Origin of the sequence: uncultured Aquimarina sp., assembly GCF_947495315.1 — a bacterium.
Classification (GTDB): Bacteria; Bacteroidota; Bacteroidia; order Flavobacteriales; family Flavobacteriaceae; genus Aquimarina.
Genome location: NZ_CANLYD010000002.1, coordinates 51,843 through 71,998 on the forward strand (window position 1 = coordinate 51,843; position 20,156 = coordinate 71,998).

General features: G+C 32.8%; 13 protein-coding genes. 1 reads left to right on the forward strand and 12 read right to left on the reverse strand.

The window, feature by feature from the left end; genetic code table 11:
• Nucleotides 1-247: 247 nt before the first annotated feature.
• From Q0910_RS03735 to Q0910_RS03750, 4 genes are all read right to left on the reverse strand, one after another.
• Nucleotides 248-4,414 (reverse strand): hybrid sensor histidine kinase/response regulator transcription factor, encoded by a 4,167-nt coding sequence (locus Q0910_RS03735; protein ID WP_299212755.1) that lies wholly within the window; start codon nucleotides 4,412-4,414, stop codon nucleotides 248-250.
• A 106-nt stretch (nucleotides 4,415-4,520) separates the two neighbouring features.
• Complete coding sequence (locus Q0910_RS03740; RefSeq protein WP_299212757.1) at nucleotides 4,521-6,137, reverse strand: sodium:solute symporter; 1,617 nt, start codon at nucleotides 6,135-6,137, stop codon at nucleotides 4,521-4,523.
• Nucleotides 6,138-6,520: 383 nt separating this feature from the next.
• Nucleotides 6,521-7,369: an SUMF1/EgtB/PvdO family nonheme iron enzyme gene (locus Q0910_RS03745; protein WP_299212759.1), complete on the reverse strand. Its 849-nt coding sequence runs from the start codon at nucleotides 7,367-7,369 to the stop codon at nucleotides 6,521-6,523.
• 104 nt (nucleotides 7,370-7,473) lie between these two features.
• Nucleotides 7,474-8,196 carry a glycoside hydrolase family 11 protein gene (locus tag Q0910_RS03750; protein ID WP_299212761.1) on the reverse strand — a complete coding sequence of 241 codons (723 nt, stop codon included), beginning with the start codon at nucleotides 8,194-8,196 and terminating at the stop codon, nucleotides 7,474-7,476.
• A gap of 507 nt (nucleotides 8,197-8,703) precedes the next feature.
• Between Q0910_RS03750 and Q0910_RS03755 the strand changes: the two genes are divergently transcribed.
• Complete coding sequence (locus Q0910_RS03755) at nucleotides 8,704-9,735, forward strand: LacI family DNA-binding transcriptional regulator (protein WP_299212764.1); 1,032 nt, start codon at nucleotides 8,704-8,706, stop codon at nucleotides 9,733-9,735.
• A gap of 27 nt (nucleotides 9,736-9,762) precedes the next feature.
• On the opposite strand, the gene Q0910_RS03760 is transcribed toward Q0910_RS03755, so the two are convergent.
• The 8 genes from Q0910_RS03760 to Q0910_RS03795 form a co-directional block, all read right to left on the reverse strand.
• The gene (locus tag Q0910_RS03760) at nucleotides 9,763-10,803 is read right to left on the reverse strand and encodes an aldose epimerase family protein (RefSeq protein WP_299212766.1); all 1,041 of its coding nucleotides are present in this window, start codon (nucleotides 10,801-10,803) and stop codon (nucleotides 9,763-9,765) included.
• Between the two features lie 60 nt (nucleotides 10,804-10,863).
• A complete protein-coding gene (gene fsa / locus Q0910_RS03765; RefSeq protein ID WP_299212768.1) occupies nucleotides 10,864-11,517 on the reverse strand; it encodes a fructose-6-phosphate aldolase in 654 nt (217 codons plus the stop codon).
• A gap of 41 nt (nucleotides 11,518-11,558) precedes the next feature.
• On the reverse strand, nucleotides 11,559-12,884 hold the full coding sequence (xylA, locus tag Q0910_RS03770) for a xylose isomerase (RefSeq protein WP_299212770.1): 1,326 nt from the start codon (nucleotides 12,882-12,884) through the stop codon (nucleotides 11,559-11,561).
• Nucleotides 12,884-14,374 (reverse strand): FGGY family carbohydrate kinase, encoded by a 1,491-nt coding sequence (locus Q0910_RS03775; protein WP_299212772.1) that lies wholly within the window; start codon nucleotides 14,372-14,374, stop codon nucleotides 12,884-12,886. The genes xylA and Q0910_RS03775 overlap by 1 nt, the downstream gene beginning before the upstream one ends.
• Before the next feature lie 309 nt (nucleotides 14,375-14,683).
• On the reverse strand, nucleotides 14,684-15,982 hold the full coding sequence (locus tag Q0910_RS03780) for an acetyl-CoA hydrolase/transferase C-terminal domain-containing protein (protein ID WP_299212774.1): 1,299 nt from the start codon (nucleotides 15,980-15,982) through the stop codon (nucleotides 14,684-14,686).
• A gap of 788 nt (nucleotides 15,983-16,770) precedes the next feature.
• The gene (locus Q0910_RS03785; protein ID WP_299212776.1) at nucleotides 16,771-17,343 is read right to left on the reverse strand and encodes a type 1 periplasmic binding fold superfamily protein; all 573 of its coding nucleotides are present in this window, start codon (nucleotides 17,341-17,343) and stop codon (nucleotides 16,771-16,773) included.
• Between the two features lie 12 nt (nucleotides 17,344-17,355).
• Complete coding sequence (locus Q0910_RS03790) at nucleotides 17,356-19,749, reverse strand: TonB-dependent receptor (protein ID WP_299212778.1); 2,394 nt, start codon at nucleotides 19,747-19,749, stop codon at nucleotides 17,356-17,358.
• Nucleotides 19,750-19,819: 70 nt separating this feature from the next.
• Nucleotides 19,820-20,107: a hypothetical protein gene (locus Q0910_RS03795; protein WP_299212780.1), complete on the reverse strand. Its 288-nt coding sequence runs from the start codon at nucleotides 20,105-20,107 to the stop codon at nucleotides 19,820-19,822.
• Nucleotides 20,108-20,156 lie beyond the last annotated feature (49 nt).

The window sequence follows — 20,156 nt, forward strand, 5'->3', positions numbered from 1 at the left end:
TATCATCCTTTTTACTAATACTTCTACAATGAATATTGTATAAAATTGAATATCTCTTAAATTACAGGGAATTGAGAAAATACATTATGCCATAAACAATCCTTCAATTACACTTAAAATAGCATTCGGATAGGGTAGAAGCATGAATTATTAATAAGCTCGTAATTAGACAATTGAATTCAGGCGTAAAAAGTCAATAATGCTACTATAATAAATACTTATTTTGACGATTCGTTTATGAATACTATTAAGATTCATTAATAGTCACCTCTGTGGGTAATATTCCAAACTGTGTTTTGAAACACTTTGTAAAATAGGAGGGAGAAGAAAACCCTACCTTATAGCAGACTTCACTAATATTAGTAGAACCGCTTTCTAAAATTTGTTTCGCCTTTTGCAATCTGATGTTCCTTAAAAATTGATTGGCCGTTTGTCCTGTAAGCGTTTTTATCTTCCTGTAAAATTGACTTCTACTCAGATGAAGCTCTGAAGATAAAGATTCTACGCTTAAATCCGGATCACTTAAATTCTCATAGATATGATTCAATACTTTTTGAATAAATTCTTTATCCAGTGATGTGTTGTTCTGATTGATATCGGCATCACTAATATCACTAAAATATTTATTAAAAAGTATTTGTCTTATCGTTAGCATTTGTGTTAAATAGGACTTCAACACCCTCATATCAAAGGGTTTATTTAAATACACATCTGCACCAGATTCAATTCCTTTTAATCGATCATCGGCCATTGTTTTTGCGGTAAGCATTAAAATAGGGATATGACTTGTCTTTATATCTTTTTTAATCATTGAACAGAATTCAAAACCATCCATTTCCGGCATAATTACATCAGTAATAATTATATCTGGTACTTCTTTTTTGGCTATTTCAAGACCTTCATTACCATTTTTGGCATCAAAAACTTTGTAACTATTACTTAATTCTCTTTTCAAATAGTTTCGTAACTCGGTATTATCTTCAACAATTAATAGCCTGTTTGTTTTTTGTTCCTCTTCTATTTGATTTTCTAGGCTTTGATTATGGACATTCCCTATAAATTTAGTTTTAAGCAGAACATCCGAGTCTTCATCACTTAACACAATTTCGCTTTCGCTGAAATGTTTTTTGCCTAAAGGTAATATTACCGAAAATGTTGTTCCTTCATTAACAACACTATCAACTTCTACCTTTCCTTTATGTAACTCTACAAAACTTCTAACAACCTCCAAACCAATTCCGGTACCGCCATAATACCATTTGTTTAGGTTATCTACTTGATAAAATCGCTCAAATATCTTATCCAGTTGTTCTTTTTTAAGACCGGGTCCAGTATCAGACACACTAATTTCGAATGAGTGAGATAAAACACCTTCACTAGTTTTTTCTGTAAGCGTTTGTCCAGTCTTTTTTATTGAAACGGTGATATGTCCTCCTTCTGGCGTAACCTTAAATGCATTGGATAATAAATTGAAGATAATTTTCTCTAGCATACCAATATCTACCCATACTTTTAGTTCAGGAATTTCATGGCTTATGGTCAGATCTATTTTTTTATGAGACGCTTCCATAACAAAATGACTTACTACATCTCGTACAAAGGTGATGATATCGAGTTGTCTTGCTTTAATACTCAATTTATTAAGCTCAAGCTTTCTATAATCCATCAACTCATTTATTAATCTAGATAGTCGATCAGTATTTTTATGAATGATTAGATGTTTTTCATTCACCTCCTTTGGTAAGTTTAACTCTTCATTTTTGAGTATATCTTCGAGAGGATTAATTATCAGCGTTAAAGGAGTTCGGAACTCGTGAGATATGTTGGTGAAAAATTGTAGTTTTTTATTATGAAGCTCTTCTTCTTTAATTCTTTTTTCTCTTTCATATCGTATTAGTTGCTTCTCTCTAATTCTATTTTTTGTTACTTTATTTAAAAGATATATACCAAGTAAAAACAATAAAACATATGTTGATAATGCCCAGTTTGTTTTCCACCAGGGTGGTAAAATCTTAATACTTAAATGCAGTGGAGTTTCATTCCATTTACCATCATTGTTCGCAACTTTTAATTTAAAAGTATAATTTCCCGGATCCAGATTAGTATATGTTGCACTTCTTGTATTGCCAACATAATTCCATGAATCTTCTAATCCCTCTAAATAATAAGCATATTGATTTTTCTCTGGACGTGTATAATTAATACCTGTATATTCGATTGTAAAAACTGATTGTTTATTACTTAAGGAAATACTATCAGTCTCTGAGATTACTTTACTTAGAGGGGATCCTTCCTGGTTCGGATATACCTTTTTATTAAATATTTTAAAATCCGTAAGGTATAAACTTGTCGAACTATTATTTGTTTGTATATTTTTTGGATTAAAATAATCTATCCCTTCGTAGTTTCCGAAATAAATATTTCCCTTTCTATCTCGAAATGCAGCATTAAAATTAAAATCATTGGATAACAAACCATCATTAACCTTATAGTCCTTGATTGTTCCTTTTTCAAGATTCAATTTATGAATTCCAGCATTACCACTTGTCCAAATATTATGATATTCATCTTCAATAATTGCAGAGACATTTTCGTCTTCCAATTCATATAGTTCATTGTACCAAACAAAGCTATACGTATCTGGATTATGCCTACATAAACCAGCGCCTCTTGTACCAATCCAGATAGATCTATCAGCCCCTTCATAGATCGAAAGTATATGATTTGTATCGGATTCGTTCTGATATTTACTGTTCATTTTCTCTCTTAATAATATAACAGAGAAATGATTAGCATCATTTTTGCTTATTTTATATAATCCACTGGCAGTACCTATCCACAGGTTATTATCAGAATCTATTAACACCTTTCTGACATCGCTGGTGGGGATTCCATATTTAGAAAATTCTTCGGACTTATGGTGGGTAAACTTCTCTTTTGATGGATTATATGATATGATTCCACTAAAAAAAGTTCCTATCCAAATGGTGCCTTCAGCGTCTTCTGCAAAACTTAATATGCTATTAGAAGCTAATGCACCACTGGTATTTTCTATCGTATAATTAATGAATCTTTTTGTTCCTTTTTTTAGCAAAAAAACACCTCCATTCCAGCTTCCGGCCCAAATATTTTCCTTTCTGTCTATAAAAATTGTTTGAATATCGTATGCCGTAAGATTTGAAAAATCCTTATTATTCTTTTTGTTAACATGGATAAATTTCTGACTGTTTGGATCATAAATATCTATTCCTCCTCCGTCGGTACTAATCCATAATAAACCTGACTTATCTTGGACAATTCCAGTAACAGAACCTGCTTCCAAAGAATTGGGGTTACTGGCCAGACTTTCTATATTTTTAAACTTATCATACAACTTATCATAAACTGCAATACCTTTATTATAATACCCTATCCATATCCTTTCATTATTATCCATAAACAGAGACCATATGGAATTTGATCGAATACTATTTTTATTGTTTTTATCAAAAAGATAATTTTTTATTAGCTCGCCATTCGCTTTAATATGAAACAATCCATCGTTTTCAGTGCCACAGAGTATAGATCCATCTGCATTAGAAATCATTGAAAATATTCTCTTATTAGTAAATTGAAGGTTTTGAATACTGAAGCTGTTATCGACTTCTTTGTCAATTTTATATATTCCATTGGATGTACTGCCTAACCACAAACTATTATTTTTATCGATCAATAAAGATATAATTGGCGTACGCACGGATTGCATACCTTTTTCTGTTGCAAAAACCGCAAGACCCAATGTATTTGTTTTGTGATCGTATATTTTCAATCCATAGTTGGTTGCTGCATATATTCTTCCTTCAGAATTTATTTTAAGATCATGGATATCTATCGAACTTTGCTTACCATCAGTATCGACATTGGTAACCTCCTCTATAGTGTAGGTTTCTGAATCTAATTTAAGCAAGCCTCTTTCGTATGTGCCGATAAAAATATCGCCAGTGCCATCCTCGATAATACTATTAACCGCAATATCTGATTGATAAAAATTTTTTAGTTGAGAAATGATATCAATTCTCTTAAATTGATCCAGTTCTCGATCATAAAGGTCTAATCCATTTTCTGTACCAACCCAAAGCCTGTTCTTTTTATCAATAAATGAGCAGTAAATAGAGCTACTTCTTAAAGAAGTAGTATCCTTTAATGTATGTTTATACGATTTATACTCAATTCCATCGTATCTGTGTAAACCTGCTCCATTAGTTCCGATCCAAATAAAACCATCGTGATCCTGGATTATTACTGGCACAGCTATTCTAGAAATAGCATCTTCTATATTTACAAAATCAAAATCATTAGATTTTTCTTGTGCCCAAATGAAATTCAGACAACAGTAAAAACACAATAAAAATGCTATAGTATTTTTAATATTCATAGATTGATATTCCAGTACTTAAGAATAAATATAGCATGTTTTATCATATTTCGTTGATTTTTAATATCCCTCAAGTTTAAGAAACACGATTTATACAAGTTTGGTATCAACCGGTGAAATAGGTTAATATAGATACTACCACAATCACCAATAATACGGATAAAACAATATCAATCGGGGTATAACTATTTTTAGTTTCTTCTTTTTGCTCTGATGACAATGTTCCGAACGCAAGGCCTTTGATCGTTGCATAATCCGGCGCTGTAGTAACCAAACTGGTTGTTACACAAACAATCATGGAAAACACAAACATAAATATTGCCATATGTGCAAAATTGATAGTTGCAAACTCATGGGCAAAACCTGATAAATCATCCTTTAAAATTTCTGCTGTAATTCTTAAAGCAGCTATCAAAAGACCCGAAAATAATGTAACAATCGCAGCTTTAGAATTTACTCTTTTCCAAATTATTCCTAGTATAAATACTGCTGTAATAGGTGGTGCTATATAAGACTGTACGCTTTGCAGATATTGATATAAGACACCTCCTCCTATTTTGTTCATAATAGGAATCCATATAATTCCTAGAACAACTACTAATGATGTCGCTACTCTTCCGATATTTAACAACTTTTTCTCTGGAGTTGCGGGCTTTAATTTTTTATAAATATCTATTGTAAATATGGTAGAGCACGAATTAAATACAGACGCCAATGAACTCATTAACGCCGCCATCAACCCTCCGGCAACTAAGCCTTTTAATCCTGTCGGCAAAAGGGTTTTTACCAAAACAGGGAATACCTCATCAGCTTTATCATATGTTAAAACACCTTGTTTTGCTAAAGCAAAAGCAATAATTCCAGGAATCAAAAAGATAAAAATTGGCAATATCTTAAGATATGCACCAAAAATGGCTCCACGTCTACCTATTTTTATATTATTTGCAGCTAAAGTTCTTTGAACAATATATTGATCTGTACACCAATACCAGATACCTACAATAGTTCCTCCAAACAGCAAACCAGTCCAAGGAAAATCTGGATCAGACATAGGACGCCACATATTAAAATGATCAGAGCCTACTGTAGTCCTTAGGTTTTCCCAACCACCTACTTCTTGTAATCCAAGATAAGTAATAATTAACGACCCGGCGATCAATACTACAGTTTGCAAGGTTTCTGTATAAATTACAGCTTTCATACCTCCAACTATTGTATATGCTCCTGTAAAAACAACAATCCCAATAGCTCCATACCAGAAAGGTATACCTAGTAATTCTGAAACTACTATTCCTCCTGCATATATAGTTACCGATACCTTGGTGATTACATATCCTACTAAAGAAAAAATAGATAAAAACCAACGTGATCTACTATCAAATCTTTTTTCTAAAAACTCAGGCATCGTAAACACCTTACTTCTCATATAAAATGGTAAGAATAACCAACCTAATAATAGAACAATCCAAGCGTGTAGTTCGTAATGAGCCATTGGCATCCCTGATTCGGCTCCTGTACCTGCCAAACCGACCACATGCTCTGATCCTATATTAGAGGCAAATATTGATGCTCCAATAACAAACCAACCCACATTACGCCCTGCTAAAAAATAATCTGCTGTATCCTTATTTCTTTGTAATATTACCCAGACAGCTACTCCAATAAGTGCTAAAAAGTACACACCTAATACTATCCAATCTAATTGTTCTAAGACTGATTCCATAAATCCTTTTTGGTTAATTATATAATTTGTGTTGTTTCATAATTACAGTAATCCAATTTTAAATGACGATCTCATTTATTAGACTACTGTAGAAAATATTTACAAACCTATGAACGATTAACAATTTTAAAAAACATCGTTTGACAAATCGTTTAATATTTACTTAAAATTTTAAGTAAAAACCAAAACTATTGTGTGGTGCCTCAATTAAATGGGATATTTGAAGCGAATGTTATAAATTATGATGCATCACGAAGTGTATTTTTCAGATTTATAAAAACATTTCTTTTTGGTATGCGTAAATATGTATTGATAAAAAAAATGAAGAAGTAATAATTGTTATATTATCAAGTATTTTTTATTAAAAACTGACTGTAAGCAAATCAATTTTTGTTTCTGCAGATCCGAAAACCTTGATCAGGGCCTACTCCGCTAGCTTCAAAATAATCTCTGTTGTCATTTTTGGAGTAAATTTCAATGCCAATCCATCCCCCACCTCTTTGTGAACGAAAATGTCCACGAGGTGTACGTTCATCTTCATACCAATCATCACACCATTCTCTAACATTTCCTGTTAAATCATATAGACCGAGTTCATTGGATTTTTTGGTACGCACGAAACGTGTTCTGCATTGATTTTTTTCTAAAAGACGATAATTCCATTTTCCTTTTAAAATAGTATCTCCACTATTTCTCCAATACCAGGATATCTCATCAATATTGTTGCTTCCGCTGTATGAATAATTTTTACTTAACTGACCGCCTCCTGCAACATACTCCCATTCGATTTCGGTGGGCAAACGATATCCATTTGCTTTTGGATTTTTCTTGACTAACCATTTAATACTATCGAACTCAGAGTTATTAAACTCGTCTATAGAGTCCTTATAAATTTTATAATAAGGCCTTAATCCATCTGTTATACTTTTCTTGACACAAAATTCTACACAGTCATACCAACTCACCATTTCGACAGGTAGACTATCTCCTTTAAATTTAGATGGATTGTTCCCCATAACCTCCATCCATTCCTTTTGTGTGACCTCACTTTTGGCTATATAAAAATCGTTTACGAAAGCATTTTTTCCATATAAATTAGATTGCTTATTTATAAAGGTTCCTCCTTTGACTAAAACCAGATTATCATTAATAACTCTTTTCGTTTCTTCCTGATTACAGGAATAAAATAGCATCAGGAATCCGGCAAAAAAATAAAATAAAATTCTTTTCATAATTAAGTCAAAAATTAATAGCCTTTCTATCTTTAATAAGCTCGTAAAACTATAAGGCCGAAACAATGAATCGGCCTTGTAGTTTTTAGTTGTGTGTGTATTTATTACCAAATACTGGCATTGATTTTCCCCCAGTTGCCTGTATAGGATTCGATACCAAAAACCTGATAATCAAAATCTCTTAGATTTCCCCATTCAGGTTTATGCCCTCCATATTTATTCCAGTGATTAATATGTGCTTGCATGTAAACTTGTTGATTAGAACCGGTTGAAACGTTCCCATGTTCACTTATATATTGATAAAATGTTTTGGTACCAAGAATAGATGGAGCATTAGATCTCAATTGTTTCTTAAATTTATAATTCTTGCCATTTACAGTATAATTCTTGTTTTGATTTTGACCGGTAATACTCCCTTTTTCTACTACGTAGTATTCTACAAGTGGGGTTTGAGTCCAACCATATACTCCTACAAAATTATAAGACCCTTGAAGCGTACCAATATTATAATTTATCCTTCTTCCATTACCTGTTGACCAACCTTTTCCTCCAACAATATCTTGATTGTCGTTGTATTCAATCTCAAAGTTACCACTGTATTGATTGGCATACGGAAACGTCAATTTGCCCCATCCTCCTTCTTTATAAATGGTCCAAAAGTAACCCTTATTAGACCCATCGGTTCGGTTATCACTAATGTAGCCATTACTGTCTATTGATTTTTGTTCAAATTCTAATGTTTCCGGAAGACTGTCAGAATTCAAATCATCGGAACAGTTTGTAAATAAAAACAAACAAAATACTGAAATGCTTAAAAAAGTTCTCATAATTACATGTGTTTAGTTAGAATAATTTAAAAATTTACTCCCAATTATCAATATCAATGTTTTTAAACTAGATAATTGTGAATGCAAATGAATTTGTGTTAAATATTTAGTTAATACTCAAAATTATAACTCATTAGCAAAACGATCATCCATTTGATACTTTTAAAATCAAATTCTACGAAAAGTTTTCGTTGACACATAACACACTAAATATCAAACAAGTATTCATATGAAGCTTAGCTAACAGATTCAACTCTGATTTGGGGAATGACAATTTTCTAAAAAAGGATCCTCTAATACAATATTTGAAGCAATGTGTATTAGTTTTGTTGCAATTAGAATTTCAGATTCTTACAAATTAAATTATTAAGATTACTTTACAAAAAAGATGTATTTGCTCCCATCATACACTTAATTGGTTAAGCCTTTTAAATACTATATTGATATTACCAAATACATCTCTAAAATCCCTATTTATCTTTAATAATTTTTATGAATACATAGCGTATGAAAAAAAAGAGAATCACATTAAAGGATATTGCAAAAAAATTCAATGTTTCTATTGCGACCGTTTCGAAAGCTCTTAATGATAGTTATGAAATTAGTAGCAACACTAAATCTATGATTCAGGAATATGCAAAAGAGCTTCAATATAAATCGAATAACAACACTTTTGCAAACGAAAGACATAAAAGCACCAAAACAATAGGAGTTATTATCCCCAATATGCTTAATCACTTCTTTACCAAAGTTTTTGTAGGCATCGAAAAGATTGCAACAGAAAAAGGATATAATATTATTACATGTATTTCTAACGAATCTCGAGAAAAGGAAGTTGCTGCTATGGAGCTATTAAAAAACTCAGATTTAGATGGGTTCATATTATCAATTGCAGAAGAAACACAAATCAAAAAGGACTTTAGCCATTTTCGGAATGCAATAAATCAAGGTATTCCAATCATAATGATTGACAGAGTTACTGATGAAATAGAATGTGATAAGGTTATTGTAAATGACGAAGAAGGAGCTTTTAATGCTGTTAATTATTTTATTAAAACCGGTTGCAGAAATATTGCAATAGTTTCTAACATACACCAACTTAGTGTTGGAAAACTTAGACTTAAAGGGTATAAAAAAGCACTTACAGAAGCGGATATTCCAATTGATGAAGACTTAATACTTAAAATTGACGAATTCAATGATATTAATACCTTGCTAAAAATATTACTTGATTCTAAAAAAGTCGATGCTATATTGTGTCTTGAAGAAGATTCTGCTATTAGCACTCTAAAAATGGTTTTATCTAAAGGGTATAAGGTGCCTGAAGATATTTCTATTATTGGCTTTACCAATGGTGTTCTTCCTCGCCATGTAACACCATCTATTACCACGGTAAGTCAACATAGTATTTATCTTGGAGAAGCTGCTACAAAAATCCTTATCGATAAAATAGAAAATGAAAACATAGAAACCTCTTATACCACCAAAGTAATAAAAACGAACCTGATCGAAAGAGAAAGCACAAAACGAGTTCATTAGTAGGGTAGGAGAAACTAACTTATAATTTTACCTGTTTTCAATAATTGAAAACTTAAAAACACTTCTATTCTCATATTCTTCTTCTGCCCTTATCAAAGAAGATGGAAAACGAGCATGATTAGGTGCATCAGGATAATTCTGATTTTCAAAACAAATAGCAGGAAAACGATGGTATCTTGCTTGATTTTTGAAATTCCAGTTAGGAAAATTTTCTGGGGTATAAATTACTACTGAAGGTTGATTTGTACTTATTTCCATTTGTAAACCGCTTGCCGGAGCAATCAGTCTAGCTTTGATTTTATCTATTGATGCTCCATTTTTAGTATTATAAATAAAGGTGTCATCTATAAGACCAAAATTTTCTAACAATTTTAGGTCTTTCGACTTTAAAAAATCAAACTTAGTGCCCGTGACTGATCTTAGCTTTCCTGTTGGTAATTGTTTCGTATCAACTTCTAAATATTTAGGGCAATCTAAGAACAATATATGATCTAAAATACTACCCGAACCATTTAGATTAAAATAACCGTGACTGGTAAGATTCACAAAAGTATCTTGATCTGAAATAGCTTTGTAGGTAACTGTAAGATTATTATCATCTGATAACTGATAGATTGCTTTTACCTCTATATCTCCAGGATATCCTTCTTCCATATGCTTGCTATGATATGAAAAAACAACAGTGTTTGTATCTTGATTAACCGAGTCAACTTCCCAAAGTTTTTTATCAAAGCCTTCTAATCCACCATGTAAATGCACGTCATTTTCTTGAAATAGCTTATACTCTTTATTGTTAATAGTAAAGCCTCCATTACTGATCCTACCTGCATATCTCCCTATCGAGGCTCCCAAAAACTTAGAACTGGGGTGATATGAAGCTTCTTTGTAGTCATTAACAGAATCCAATCCTACCACAACATTAATCAATTCTTCTCTTTTATTCGGAATCACTAAGCTAACGATTGAAGCTCCATAATTAGTTAAGGTTAATTTAGCTCCTTGATTATTTATTAGTGTAGGAGAAACAAGTTCTAAATTTCTTTCTTTATATGATGCTTTTTGAGTCATTGACCTTTTTATAATTCATACTTGATTAGCATACTGATATGCTGTATGACGATAGTTATATTAATTTCCTTTCTTATAATCCTCTAAGAACTTTGCTAAACCTATATCCGTTAAGGGGTGCTTTAACAATCCTGTTATCGATGATAAAGGTCCGGTCATTACATCTGCTCCTATTTTAGCACAATCTATTACGTGCATTGTGTGTCTAATAGATGCTGCAAGAATTTCAGTCTCAAAACCGTAATTATTATAGATGTGTCTTATCTCTGATATTAGATGAAGTCCATCTGTAGAAATATCATCTAATCTTCCAAGAAAAGGAGATACATATGTAGCTCCTGCCTTTGCAGCAAGTAGTGCTTGTCCAGAAGAAAACACTAAAGTAACATTAGTTCTTATACCTTTATCAGAAAAATATTTACACGCCTTTATACCATCCTTTATCATAGGAAGCTTTACCACAATCTGCGGATGCAAAGCAGCTAGTGTTTCACCTTCCTTTATCATTCCTTCAAAATCAGTGGATATTACTTCTGCAGATACATCTCCATCAACTATACTACATATTTTTTTGTAGTGATCAATTATGTTTTTCTCTCCTGTAATACCTTCTTTAGCCATTAGTGATGGATTCGTGGTTACACCATCCAAAATCCCTAAAGACTGTGCTTCAGATATTTGATCCAAATTGGCTGTATCAATAAAAAATTTCATACTCTTTTTCTAAATAAAATATTATGAACTCAAGTAGCTCACTATATATACTGATTAATAATATTTTCAAATAATTCTTGCTTTCCACTTTGTAAAGAAAGTTCACCGTTCTCGGATGCTATTTTGTACAGATCTTTTAAATTTAATGCTCCATTTTCGAAATCTTTACCTTTCCCTGCATCGAAAGAACTGTATCTATCTGTTCTTAATTTTTCGTAAGATGATGAAGAAATTATTTTATCTGCTGTGATTAACCCTCGTGCAAAAGTATCTGCTCCGCCAATATGTGCTAAGAAGACATCTTCCATATCAGTAGAGTTTCTTCTGATTTTCGCATCAAAATTAACTCCTCCTCCTTGAAGTCCACCAGCTTTTAAGAATACTAACATGGCTTCCGTTACTTCTGAAATATTATTAGGAAACTGATCTGTATCCCATCCGTTTTGATAATCACCTCTGTTTGCATCTATACTTCCTAACATTCCTGCACTTGCAGCAACTTCTATCTCATGCTGAAATGTATGCTGTGCTAAGGTCGCATGATTTACTTCTATATTTATCTTAAAATCTTTGTCTAATCCATGTTCTTTAAGAAACCCTATAGAGGTTGCTGTATCAAAATCATATTGATGTTTAGTAGGCTCCATTGGTTTAGGCTCAATGAAAAAAGTTCCTTTAAACCCTTGCGCTCTTGCATAATCTCTAGATATGGTTAAGAATTGAGCTAGATGATCTAATTCTCTCTTCATATCGGTATTAAGCAAAGACATATAACCTTCTCTTCCTCCCCAAAACACATAATTCTCACCATCTAATGCTATTGTTGCATCTAGTGCTAATTTAACTTGTCCACCAGCTCTCGCCAATACATTAAAATCAGGATTGGTTGCAGCTCCATTCATATATCTAGGATTAGAAAAACAATTTGCCGTGCCCCATAATAATTTAATCCTTGATTCCTTTTTCTTCTGTTTCAAGTAATCTGTTATAGTAGCTACTCTTTTTTCTGATTCAGAAAATGTAGGTCCCTCTTGTATCAAATCGAAATCGTGAAAGCAGAAATAATCAAATCCCATTTTAGTAATAAATTCGAACGCAGCATCTGCTTTATCTTTTGCTGCTTGAATTGGATCTGAAGATGAATCCCAAGCAAAATTTTGCGTTCCCCATCCAAATGGATCCGCTCCTTGACCACAGAACGTATGCCAATAAGCAATCGCAAATTTAAAATGTTCTCTCAACGTTTTTCCAGCTACAATTTGCTCTGGATTATAATATTTAAATGCTAAAGGATTGTCTGATTCTTTTCCTTCAAATTTAATTTCACCTATTCCCTTAAAATATTCTTTATCTCCTAGTAAAACCATTATTTATTTTTTAAGATTCTATTTAATTCATTTTTCCATCTTTGATAAGCTACCTGATAATCATCACTATTGTGTAAAGGGTGATATGTCATTACCCTATCGTTATTAGTTATCATACCACCGATATCCTTAAATGTTCCATTAGCCCAACCTGCTGCTCTAGCTGCACCTACAGCTCCTGTAGTATTATATATTTCTATCTCTTGGTCTATTAATGTAGCAACTGTATTAGAAAAGATTTCAGATCTGAATAAATTATCATTTCCAGCTCTTATAACCTTGATATCGGTTCCATTTTTTCTCAATATTTCCATTCCATAAACAAACGAAAAAGCAATCCCTTCGAGCGCAGCTCTAAAAATGTGCGATCTTGTATGCTTATTAAGATTCATATTGCATATATGGGTTCCTATTGTCTTGTTTTCAAACATTCGTTCTGCACCATTACCAAAGGGGATTAACTGTAAATTATCAGATCCAACAGGTACTTTTGACGCATGCGAATTCATTGTTTGATATGAGTTTGTTTCGAGGTTAAGATTGTTTTTTAACCAACGATATTGGATTCCTGCTCCGTTAATACATAACAATTTTCCAATAATCGGCTTCTGCTCAGAATAATTAACATGAGCAAAGTTGTTAAATCTTACTGGCTCACTCCCATTTAGCTTATCGGTAACTGCGTATATAACGCCAGAAGTACCTCCTGTCACCGCTACTTCTCCTGGATTGAATACATTAAGAGACAAAGCGTTATTCGGTTGATCTCCCGCCCTGTACAAAACAGGTGTCCCTTCTTTCAGCCCACTTTCCTGAGCTCCTTTTTGTGAAAGCTGACCTTGATCAGAAAACGTATCAACTATATCAGGTATCAAACTTGAATCAATATCGTAGTAATCCAAGAGCCAATCTGCAGGAAGTTGTTTCTTATAATCCCACAATATTCCTTCAGACAATCCCGATTTAGTTGTATTAATGGTACCCGTAAATTTATAGGCAATATAATCTCCCGGCAACATAAACTTATAAGCTTTATTATAAATCTCCGGCTCATTATCCCTTACCCATTTTAATTTTGAAGCAGTAAAATTTGCAGGTGAATTGAGAAGAGCCTCTTTACATTTATCTTCTCCTAATTCTGTAAAAGCTTTATTCCCGATTTCGACTGCTCTACTATCACACCAAATGATAGAATTTCTTAATAAATTCCCTTCTTTATTGACTAGTACAAGACCGTGCATTTGATAGGAAATACCTATCCCCAGAACTAACTTAGGGGAAACAGCATTTTCCTTCAATAATCGTTTACTAGCGATACAAATATTCTCCCACCAGAAATCTGGATTCTGCTCAGCCCAGTTCCTGTTTACCGAGATAATATCCATCTCGTCCTTTGGTTCATTTATTGAAGCAACGCTTTTTCCGCTATCGGAATCAATCAAAGCGGCTTTAACCGATGAACTTCCTATGTCAAATCCTATGTAATACATTTAGCACTTTAGTTGTTTGGATATAAAAATCTAAAATCTATCGTGATTACAATTGATACCTCTTATATATAAACGAAAACTTTAAATAAATTTTCGTAAAAAGAATTTATAAAAATATTCTAACGACACTACAAAATAAATTAAAAACCTGACAATGAAGTAAATAAACGATCTTAGCAATAAACCTATGATATATTCACAAAAGCCCTGGAATTTTTAAGGTTTCTAAAATATCTGGGGTAACCTTTTCTTGTAAATTCACTATTTAGTATAGACTTCTTTTGAATAACAACAAATGGTTTTAAAATCTTACAGAGGCGGGGCGGGGACAAAAGAATTCATTTCTATTTGCTCAAAATATGCTCTCTCTAATTGCTCTCTATTCGCTGGATGTGCAATATCAACCAATGCTTTTGCTCTTTGTTTTAATGATTTCCCATATAAATTGGCTACACCATATTCCGTTACTATATAGTGCACGTGAGCTCTTGTTGTTACTACACCAGCTCCAGGTTTTAAACAAGGGACAATTTTACTAAATCCTTTTTTGGTAATAGAAGGCAAAGCTATGATCGCTTTACCACCATCGCTTAATGAAGCTCCTCTAATAAAATCCATTTGTCCTCCAACACCAGAATACATTCTAGAGCCTATAGAATCTGCACATACCTGACCGGTAAGATCTACTTCTACAGCAGAATTAATAGCTACCATTTTGGAATTTCTTCGAATATTTGAAACATCATTCACATAATCCGCACTTCTCATTTCTATAAAAGGATTATCATCTACATAATCATATAACCTTTTAGTCCCCATCAAAAATGTAGTCAATGCTCTACCTTCATTAATACCTTTGTTATTAGAGTTTATAACATCTTTTAGAATTAAATCGATAACACCATCAGAAAACATTTCGGTATGAATTCCTAAATTTTTATGATTGGTCAATAACCCCAAAACCGCATTTGGTATGGTTCCAATACCCATTTGCAGCGTACTACCATCGTCTATAAGCTCAGCAATAAATCCACCAATCTTGTTTTCAATTTCAGAAGGCTTAGGAATAAATAATTCGGGGATATCTGCTTCTTGTTCTATAAATGCATCAAGCTCTGAAATATGAATAATTCCTTCCCCGTGAGTTCTGGGCATTTTGGGATTTATCTGAGCAATAACATTCTTTGCATTTTCGATCGCAGCCAAAGTTGCTTCTACAGAAACTCCTAAAGAGCAATATCCATGATGATCCGGTGGAGATACTTGTATCAAAGCTACATCTATTGGTAATATATTCCTTTTAAATAGTAAAGGAACCTCACTTAAAAACACTGGAGTATATGAACCATTTCCGGCTGCCAGTGTATGTCTTACGTTTTTACCAAGAAAAAAAGAATTGACATGAAAACTTTCTCTTAAATCAGGATTTGCATATGGAGCTTCTCCTTCGATATGCAAGTGGCAAACCTCTACATTTTTTAGCCCGTCATGTCGATTTGTCATTGCTTTTATAAGTGCCTGAGGTGCAGCAGCGGCAGCATGGATATAAACTCTGTCATTGTCTTTTATCACCTTTACTGCATCTTCTGCAGAAATTGCTGTGTACATAGGTAAGTGTTTAAATTAAAGAGCAAAATTATGGCTTGAAAACAATTTAAAAACTGTCCAAAATCATATTTCGAAACTTTCTACAATAAATCTTATTACCTAAAAATTTAATAGGAAGAAGTCATTAAAAAAAACAACCCTCAGGCTAACTACTTCCTGAGGGTCTGAATTGAAACTAAATTATAATATTTAACACAAACTCAACTTATACATAATTATGATTGTTTCAATTTTGCTGTTTTTTTGGTTAGGTTTTTACGCCGCGAATATAAGAGCTAATCTTTAAATATTTAAACGAATTTCGAGTGGTAATACACATTTAACGATGCCATAATATCTCATTAAAATTCTTGAGATTAACTCACTAAAAATCAAGCTTTACTATATATTAGTGTCTTTTCTCTCTAATTTGTTACTATATCCTTAACGATTTTATCTCTAAAACCCGATAATTCGTTATTTATTTGATAACAATTGATCAAAGTTCGTACCAACTTTAGATTTTATGGTCAAAATTTTGAGCTATATAAAAGAACCCTCAGGATAAGATATCCCAAGGGTTTAATTGAAACAAATCTGTACTAATAATAAAATACACAAACTCAACTTATTATTATACTATGATTTATGGTTGTTTCAATTTTACTGATTACTTCAATTTATTTTTTGCCAATCAGAATACAAGACTCTCGAGGTAACTACTTCTCAAGAGTCTTGTCTTGAAAAAAATGTTTGTTTATATTATAAACAAACCCAACTTATAATTGTTATAATTTATTTCTATTATCCTATTGTATTGTAACATCAAAGGATTGAGTAATATCTGTATCTCCTCCAGCATCCGCTAATGTTCCATCATTTGGTTTTTTAGGTTCATGACGTAGGGTTACTGCTAGACTACCTGTACTAGCATCTGTTGTAACAAGACTAAATGAAATTCCAACCGGATTAGCTCCTGTGTTTGGAGGGTAATCTGCTTCTGTATCAGCATACGTTGTTGTAGCGTTTAAAGTGCCAGCAACTTCAAAAAAGAATTGGTGCTCATCTGCTTCTCTTTCAATTTCTTCATTAACATTTTCAGCTGGCATTTCACTTTCATTAAGTAATTGTACCTCTCCGGTATAAGTCGTATTAGTTGATAATGGTCCAGATATGTCAATCACAGGTGCATTAGGGCCATCAGGGCCATCCAAGTCACGAGATATTAAGGTAACTACATCTGTTCCTGCAGTTAAAGTAACAGTCATAGTTGTTATAAGTTCTTCTTCATTTACTACTGCGGGGTTGTCATCATCGTCAGAACAAGAATACATTAATACACTTGCGATTGCTAACATTGATAAAAATTTACGTGTGTTCATCATTTAAAAAATTTAATAGTTAAAAGTTAATCTCAATAAAAAGTTTCGTCCTACTTCATCTGCAAAATAGCGTTGACGGTTCAGATAGTTTCTATATTTATTATTTGTAATATTATTTATGGTCATCCCAACATTCAATTCATTGTGTTTAAAGAAAGGAACCGTAATATCTGCATTCATATGCAAAAGATGATAATCTCCAGGTGGTGTATTAATATCTAAAAGAACATCTTCTTGTGCTTGAGGGGAAAAAACAATGATATTATCAGGGAATTCATTTTGTCTGAAGGTATAATCACTTTCAAGACTCATCACTAAGCCCATCCAATCATCTTTTCGAAAAACAATACTATTTTTCAAATTAGCTGCAGGAATATTAATAAGAGGTATTTCATTTTCAGTGTCTTTACCTTTCACCAAAGAAAATCGATGATTTGTTTGCCAATTAGGAAGCCATTTCTTAGTCAGTTTAGCATCAATACCTAATAATCTTGCATTAGTTTGCCGATATTCCCAAACTGGGAACGCTCCTCTTATAGAGAGTTCAACACCCGTAGGTTCTAATAGGATATAATCATTAATAAAATTAGCATAAGGAGCAATTTCCCAAGTCCAATTCTCATCATTTTTCTGAAAAGAAAATGAGATTTTATGAGATGTTTCTTGATCAATTCTTAGATCTCCAAGTTCGATTCGAGATGCTGAATGGTGCAAACCATCACTAAATAATTCTGAAGGGTTTGGCGCTCTTTGAGCTAGTGCATAATTACCTCTTAGCTCATAACTATCTCCAAAAACATAATTAAAACCTGTTGTTGCAGAAATACTATGATAATCAAACTTTGGGTTTGTAAGCCATTGCGTACCTTCGTCTGCAATAATAAGATCATTAAATTCTTGATCGTACCCTCGCTCTTCCCATCTGGTTTTTATATAAAATTTCTTAGCATCGATTTGGTTATAATCATACCGCACACCTGCATCGATAGTTACATTATCATTGATATCGTACTTACCAGATATAAATAATCCTGCATCATATTTATCATAATCCGGAATTAACCTTCTGGCTCTTGTACTGGGGTCGGCAAAATTATCTTGGTAACGCATTACTATCCCAAAATCCAGGTTATAATCAAATTTAGAGTCTAGAACAAAATCAGAAGTAAGTGTATGCGTTGTGAGTTCCAAATCTAAACTTGGAATTTTTCTTAACTCCTCAGTTTGTCTAATATCAAATTCGAAGCGTTGGTTATGTTGAAAATCGTATTGGGTAGTCCATTTACCTAATTTTTCAAATCTCTTAAAGTAACGTAATCTAGCTAGATGATGTGTAACATCTTGTTTTGGATTATCTATTGTATAAGTGAAGTTTTCTATAACCGATGGTTGACCACTATTAATGGATTCAATGAGATCATCTGCATTTCCAATATGGGATGCAGCGAGAACTCCTATTTCGTTTTGGTAATATGAATAATAAACATCCCAACCTTGAGTAAATTTATTATTTCCAAAGGATAAAGATCCTCCTCTTTCAAAAATACCGGTGTTAGATAAAACATAATCCGGTGATTCTACATCTCCAAATCTTTTTAAGGTTCCTTGCGCTTTCAAAAACCACCCAGATTTATATCCTTTAATTATCTCAGAAGAGATGGTTCCGCCTCTACCGTTAGAAGCACCAGTAACAACAGTTTTTCCAAATAATGTATCTTTTGCAGGAACTTTGTTGGGTTCCATAACAATAACCCCACCAATAGCATCTCCTCCATAACGCAGTGCAGCTGCTCCTTTAACAACAGTTACATTACCCGCAGTATTGATATCTACATTAGGCGCGTGTTCGTCTCCCCATTCCATATCTTGCATCCGTACACCATTATTCATAATTAATACTCTACTCCCGCTTAAACCTTGAATAATTGGTTTCACAATTGTAGAACCTGTATTGAGAGAGGAAACACCAGTAATCTCTCTAAGTGCATCTCCTAAGGCTGCACTACTATATCTTTCGATAACATCTTTGCTAATAGTTTCTTCTTGAGAAGAGGATGTTTTAGTCTTATTATTACCAGAAACTTTTACCTCTAATAATTCGTTCAAATGATGTTCCAAATAAAAGTCTTTATTGGAAATCTCATTGATATCAATAGTAACCACCTGAGAATTACAATCCTCATGCGATATCGTAAATGCGTAAGATGTGGCACAAAGTCCTGAGATTTTATACATCCCGTTACTATCAGTTTTAATTGTTGTACTATTAAAAGTAATCGTTGCTCCTTCTAGGGAAACTCCATCGTGAAAATCAATTACACGACCAGAGAGTGTTTTATTACAATCTTGAGCGAATAAATGATTAACTGCTAGAAGAAACACAATACATAATGTGTTTCGTTTCATTCTAAAAATAAAAAAGGGTCTCTATTGCTGACAAGCAATAGTAAAATCGGTATAAAACCTGATTGATTGATTAAGCTACAGGAGGTGCTTTATTGAGAAAAGAATAGTGTGCTTCTCTATTAAAATAGGTGTCTGAATTATTGATCTTAATACGATCTTCTGGAATAATAATCTCCTTTGGTATTTCTGTAGCGTCCACAGAAACAAAATCATCGTCCAGATTTTCTGAAGCCAGTTGACATATTTTACAATCTAAGTCATTAGCATCATGACTTAAGGCATGCAAATCCAATACCTGTATAAGACTGAAAAGGATCAGAAATACAGAAGCTATAATATGTCTTTTATTGGTCTTCACAATCGCAAATAAACAAAAAAAAATCAAAACCTATCTAAATTCAATAACT

What these genes read in the sequence shown, in the direction of transcription:
- Q0910_RS03735 (WP_299212755.1), bottom strand. Translation starts at nt 4,414, where the DNA reads ATGAATATTAAAAATACTATAGCATTTTTATTGTGTTTTTACTGTTGT.
- Q0910_RS03740 (WP_299212757.1), bottom strand. Translation starts at nt 6,137, where the DNA reads ATGGAATCAGTCTTAGAACAATTAGATTGGATAGTATTAGGTGTGTAC.
- Q0910_RS03745 (WP_299212759.1), bottom strand. Translation starts at nt 7,369, where the DNA reads ATGAAAAGAATTTTATTTTATTTTTTTGCCGGATTCCTGATGCTATTT.
- Q0910_RS03750 (WP_299212761.1), bottom strand. Translation starts at nt 8,196, where the DNA reads ATGAGAACTTTTTTAAGCATTTCAGTATTTTGTTTGTTTTTATTTACA.
- Q0910_RS03755 (WP_299212764.1), top strand. Translation starts at nt 8,704, where the DNA reads ATGAAAAAAAAGAGAATCACATTAAAGGATATTGCAAAAAAATTCAAT.
- Q0910_RS03760 (WP_299212766.1), bottom strand. Translation starts at nt 10,803, where the DNA reads ATGACTCAAAAAGCATCATATAAAGAAAGAAATTTAGAACTTGTTTCT.
- fsa (WP_299212768.1), bottom strand. Translation starts at nt 11,517, where the DNA reads ATGAAATTTTTTATTGATACAGCCAATTTGGATCAAATATCTGAAGCA.
- xylA (WP_299212770.1), bottom strand. Translation starts at nt 12,884, where the DNA reads ATGGTTTTACTAGGAGATAAAGAATATTTTAAGGGAATAGGTGAAATT.
- Q0910_RS03775 (WP_299212772.1), bottom strand. Translation starts at nt 14,374, where the DNA reads ATGTATTACATAGGATTTGACATAGGAAGTTCATCGGTTAAAGCCGCT.
- Q0910_RS03780 (WP_299212774.1), bottom strand. Translation starts at nt 15,982, where the DNA reads ATGTACACAGCAATTTCTGCAGAAGATGCAGTAAAGGTGATAAAAGAC.
- Q0910_RS03785 (WP_299212776.1), bottom strand. Translation starts at nt 17,343, where the DNA reads ATGAACACACGTAAATTTTTATCAATGTTAGCAATCGCAAGTGTATTA.
- Q0910_RS03790 (WP_299212778.1), bottom strand. Translation starts at nt 19,749, where the DNA reads ATGAAACGAAACACATTATGTATTGTGTTTCTTCTAGCAGTTAATCAT.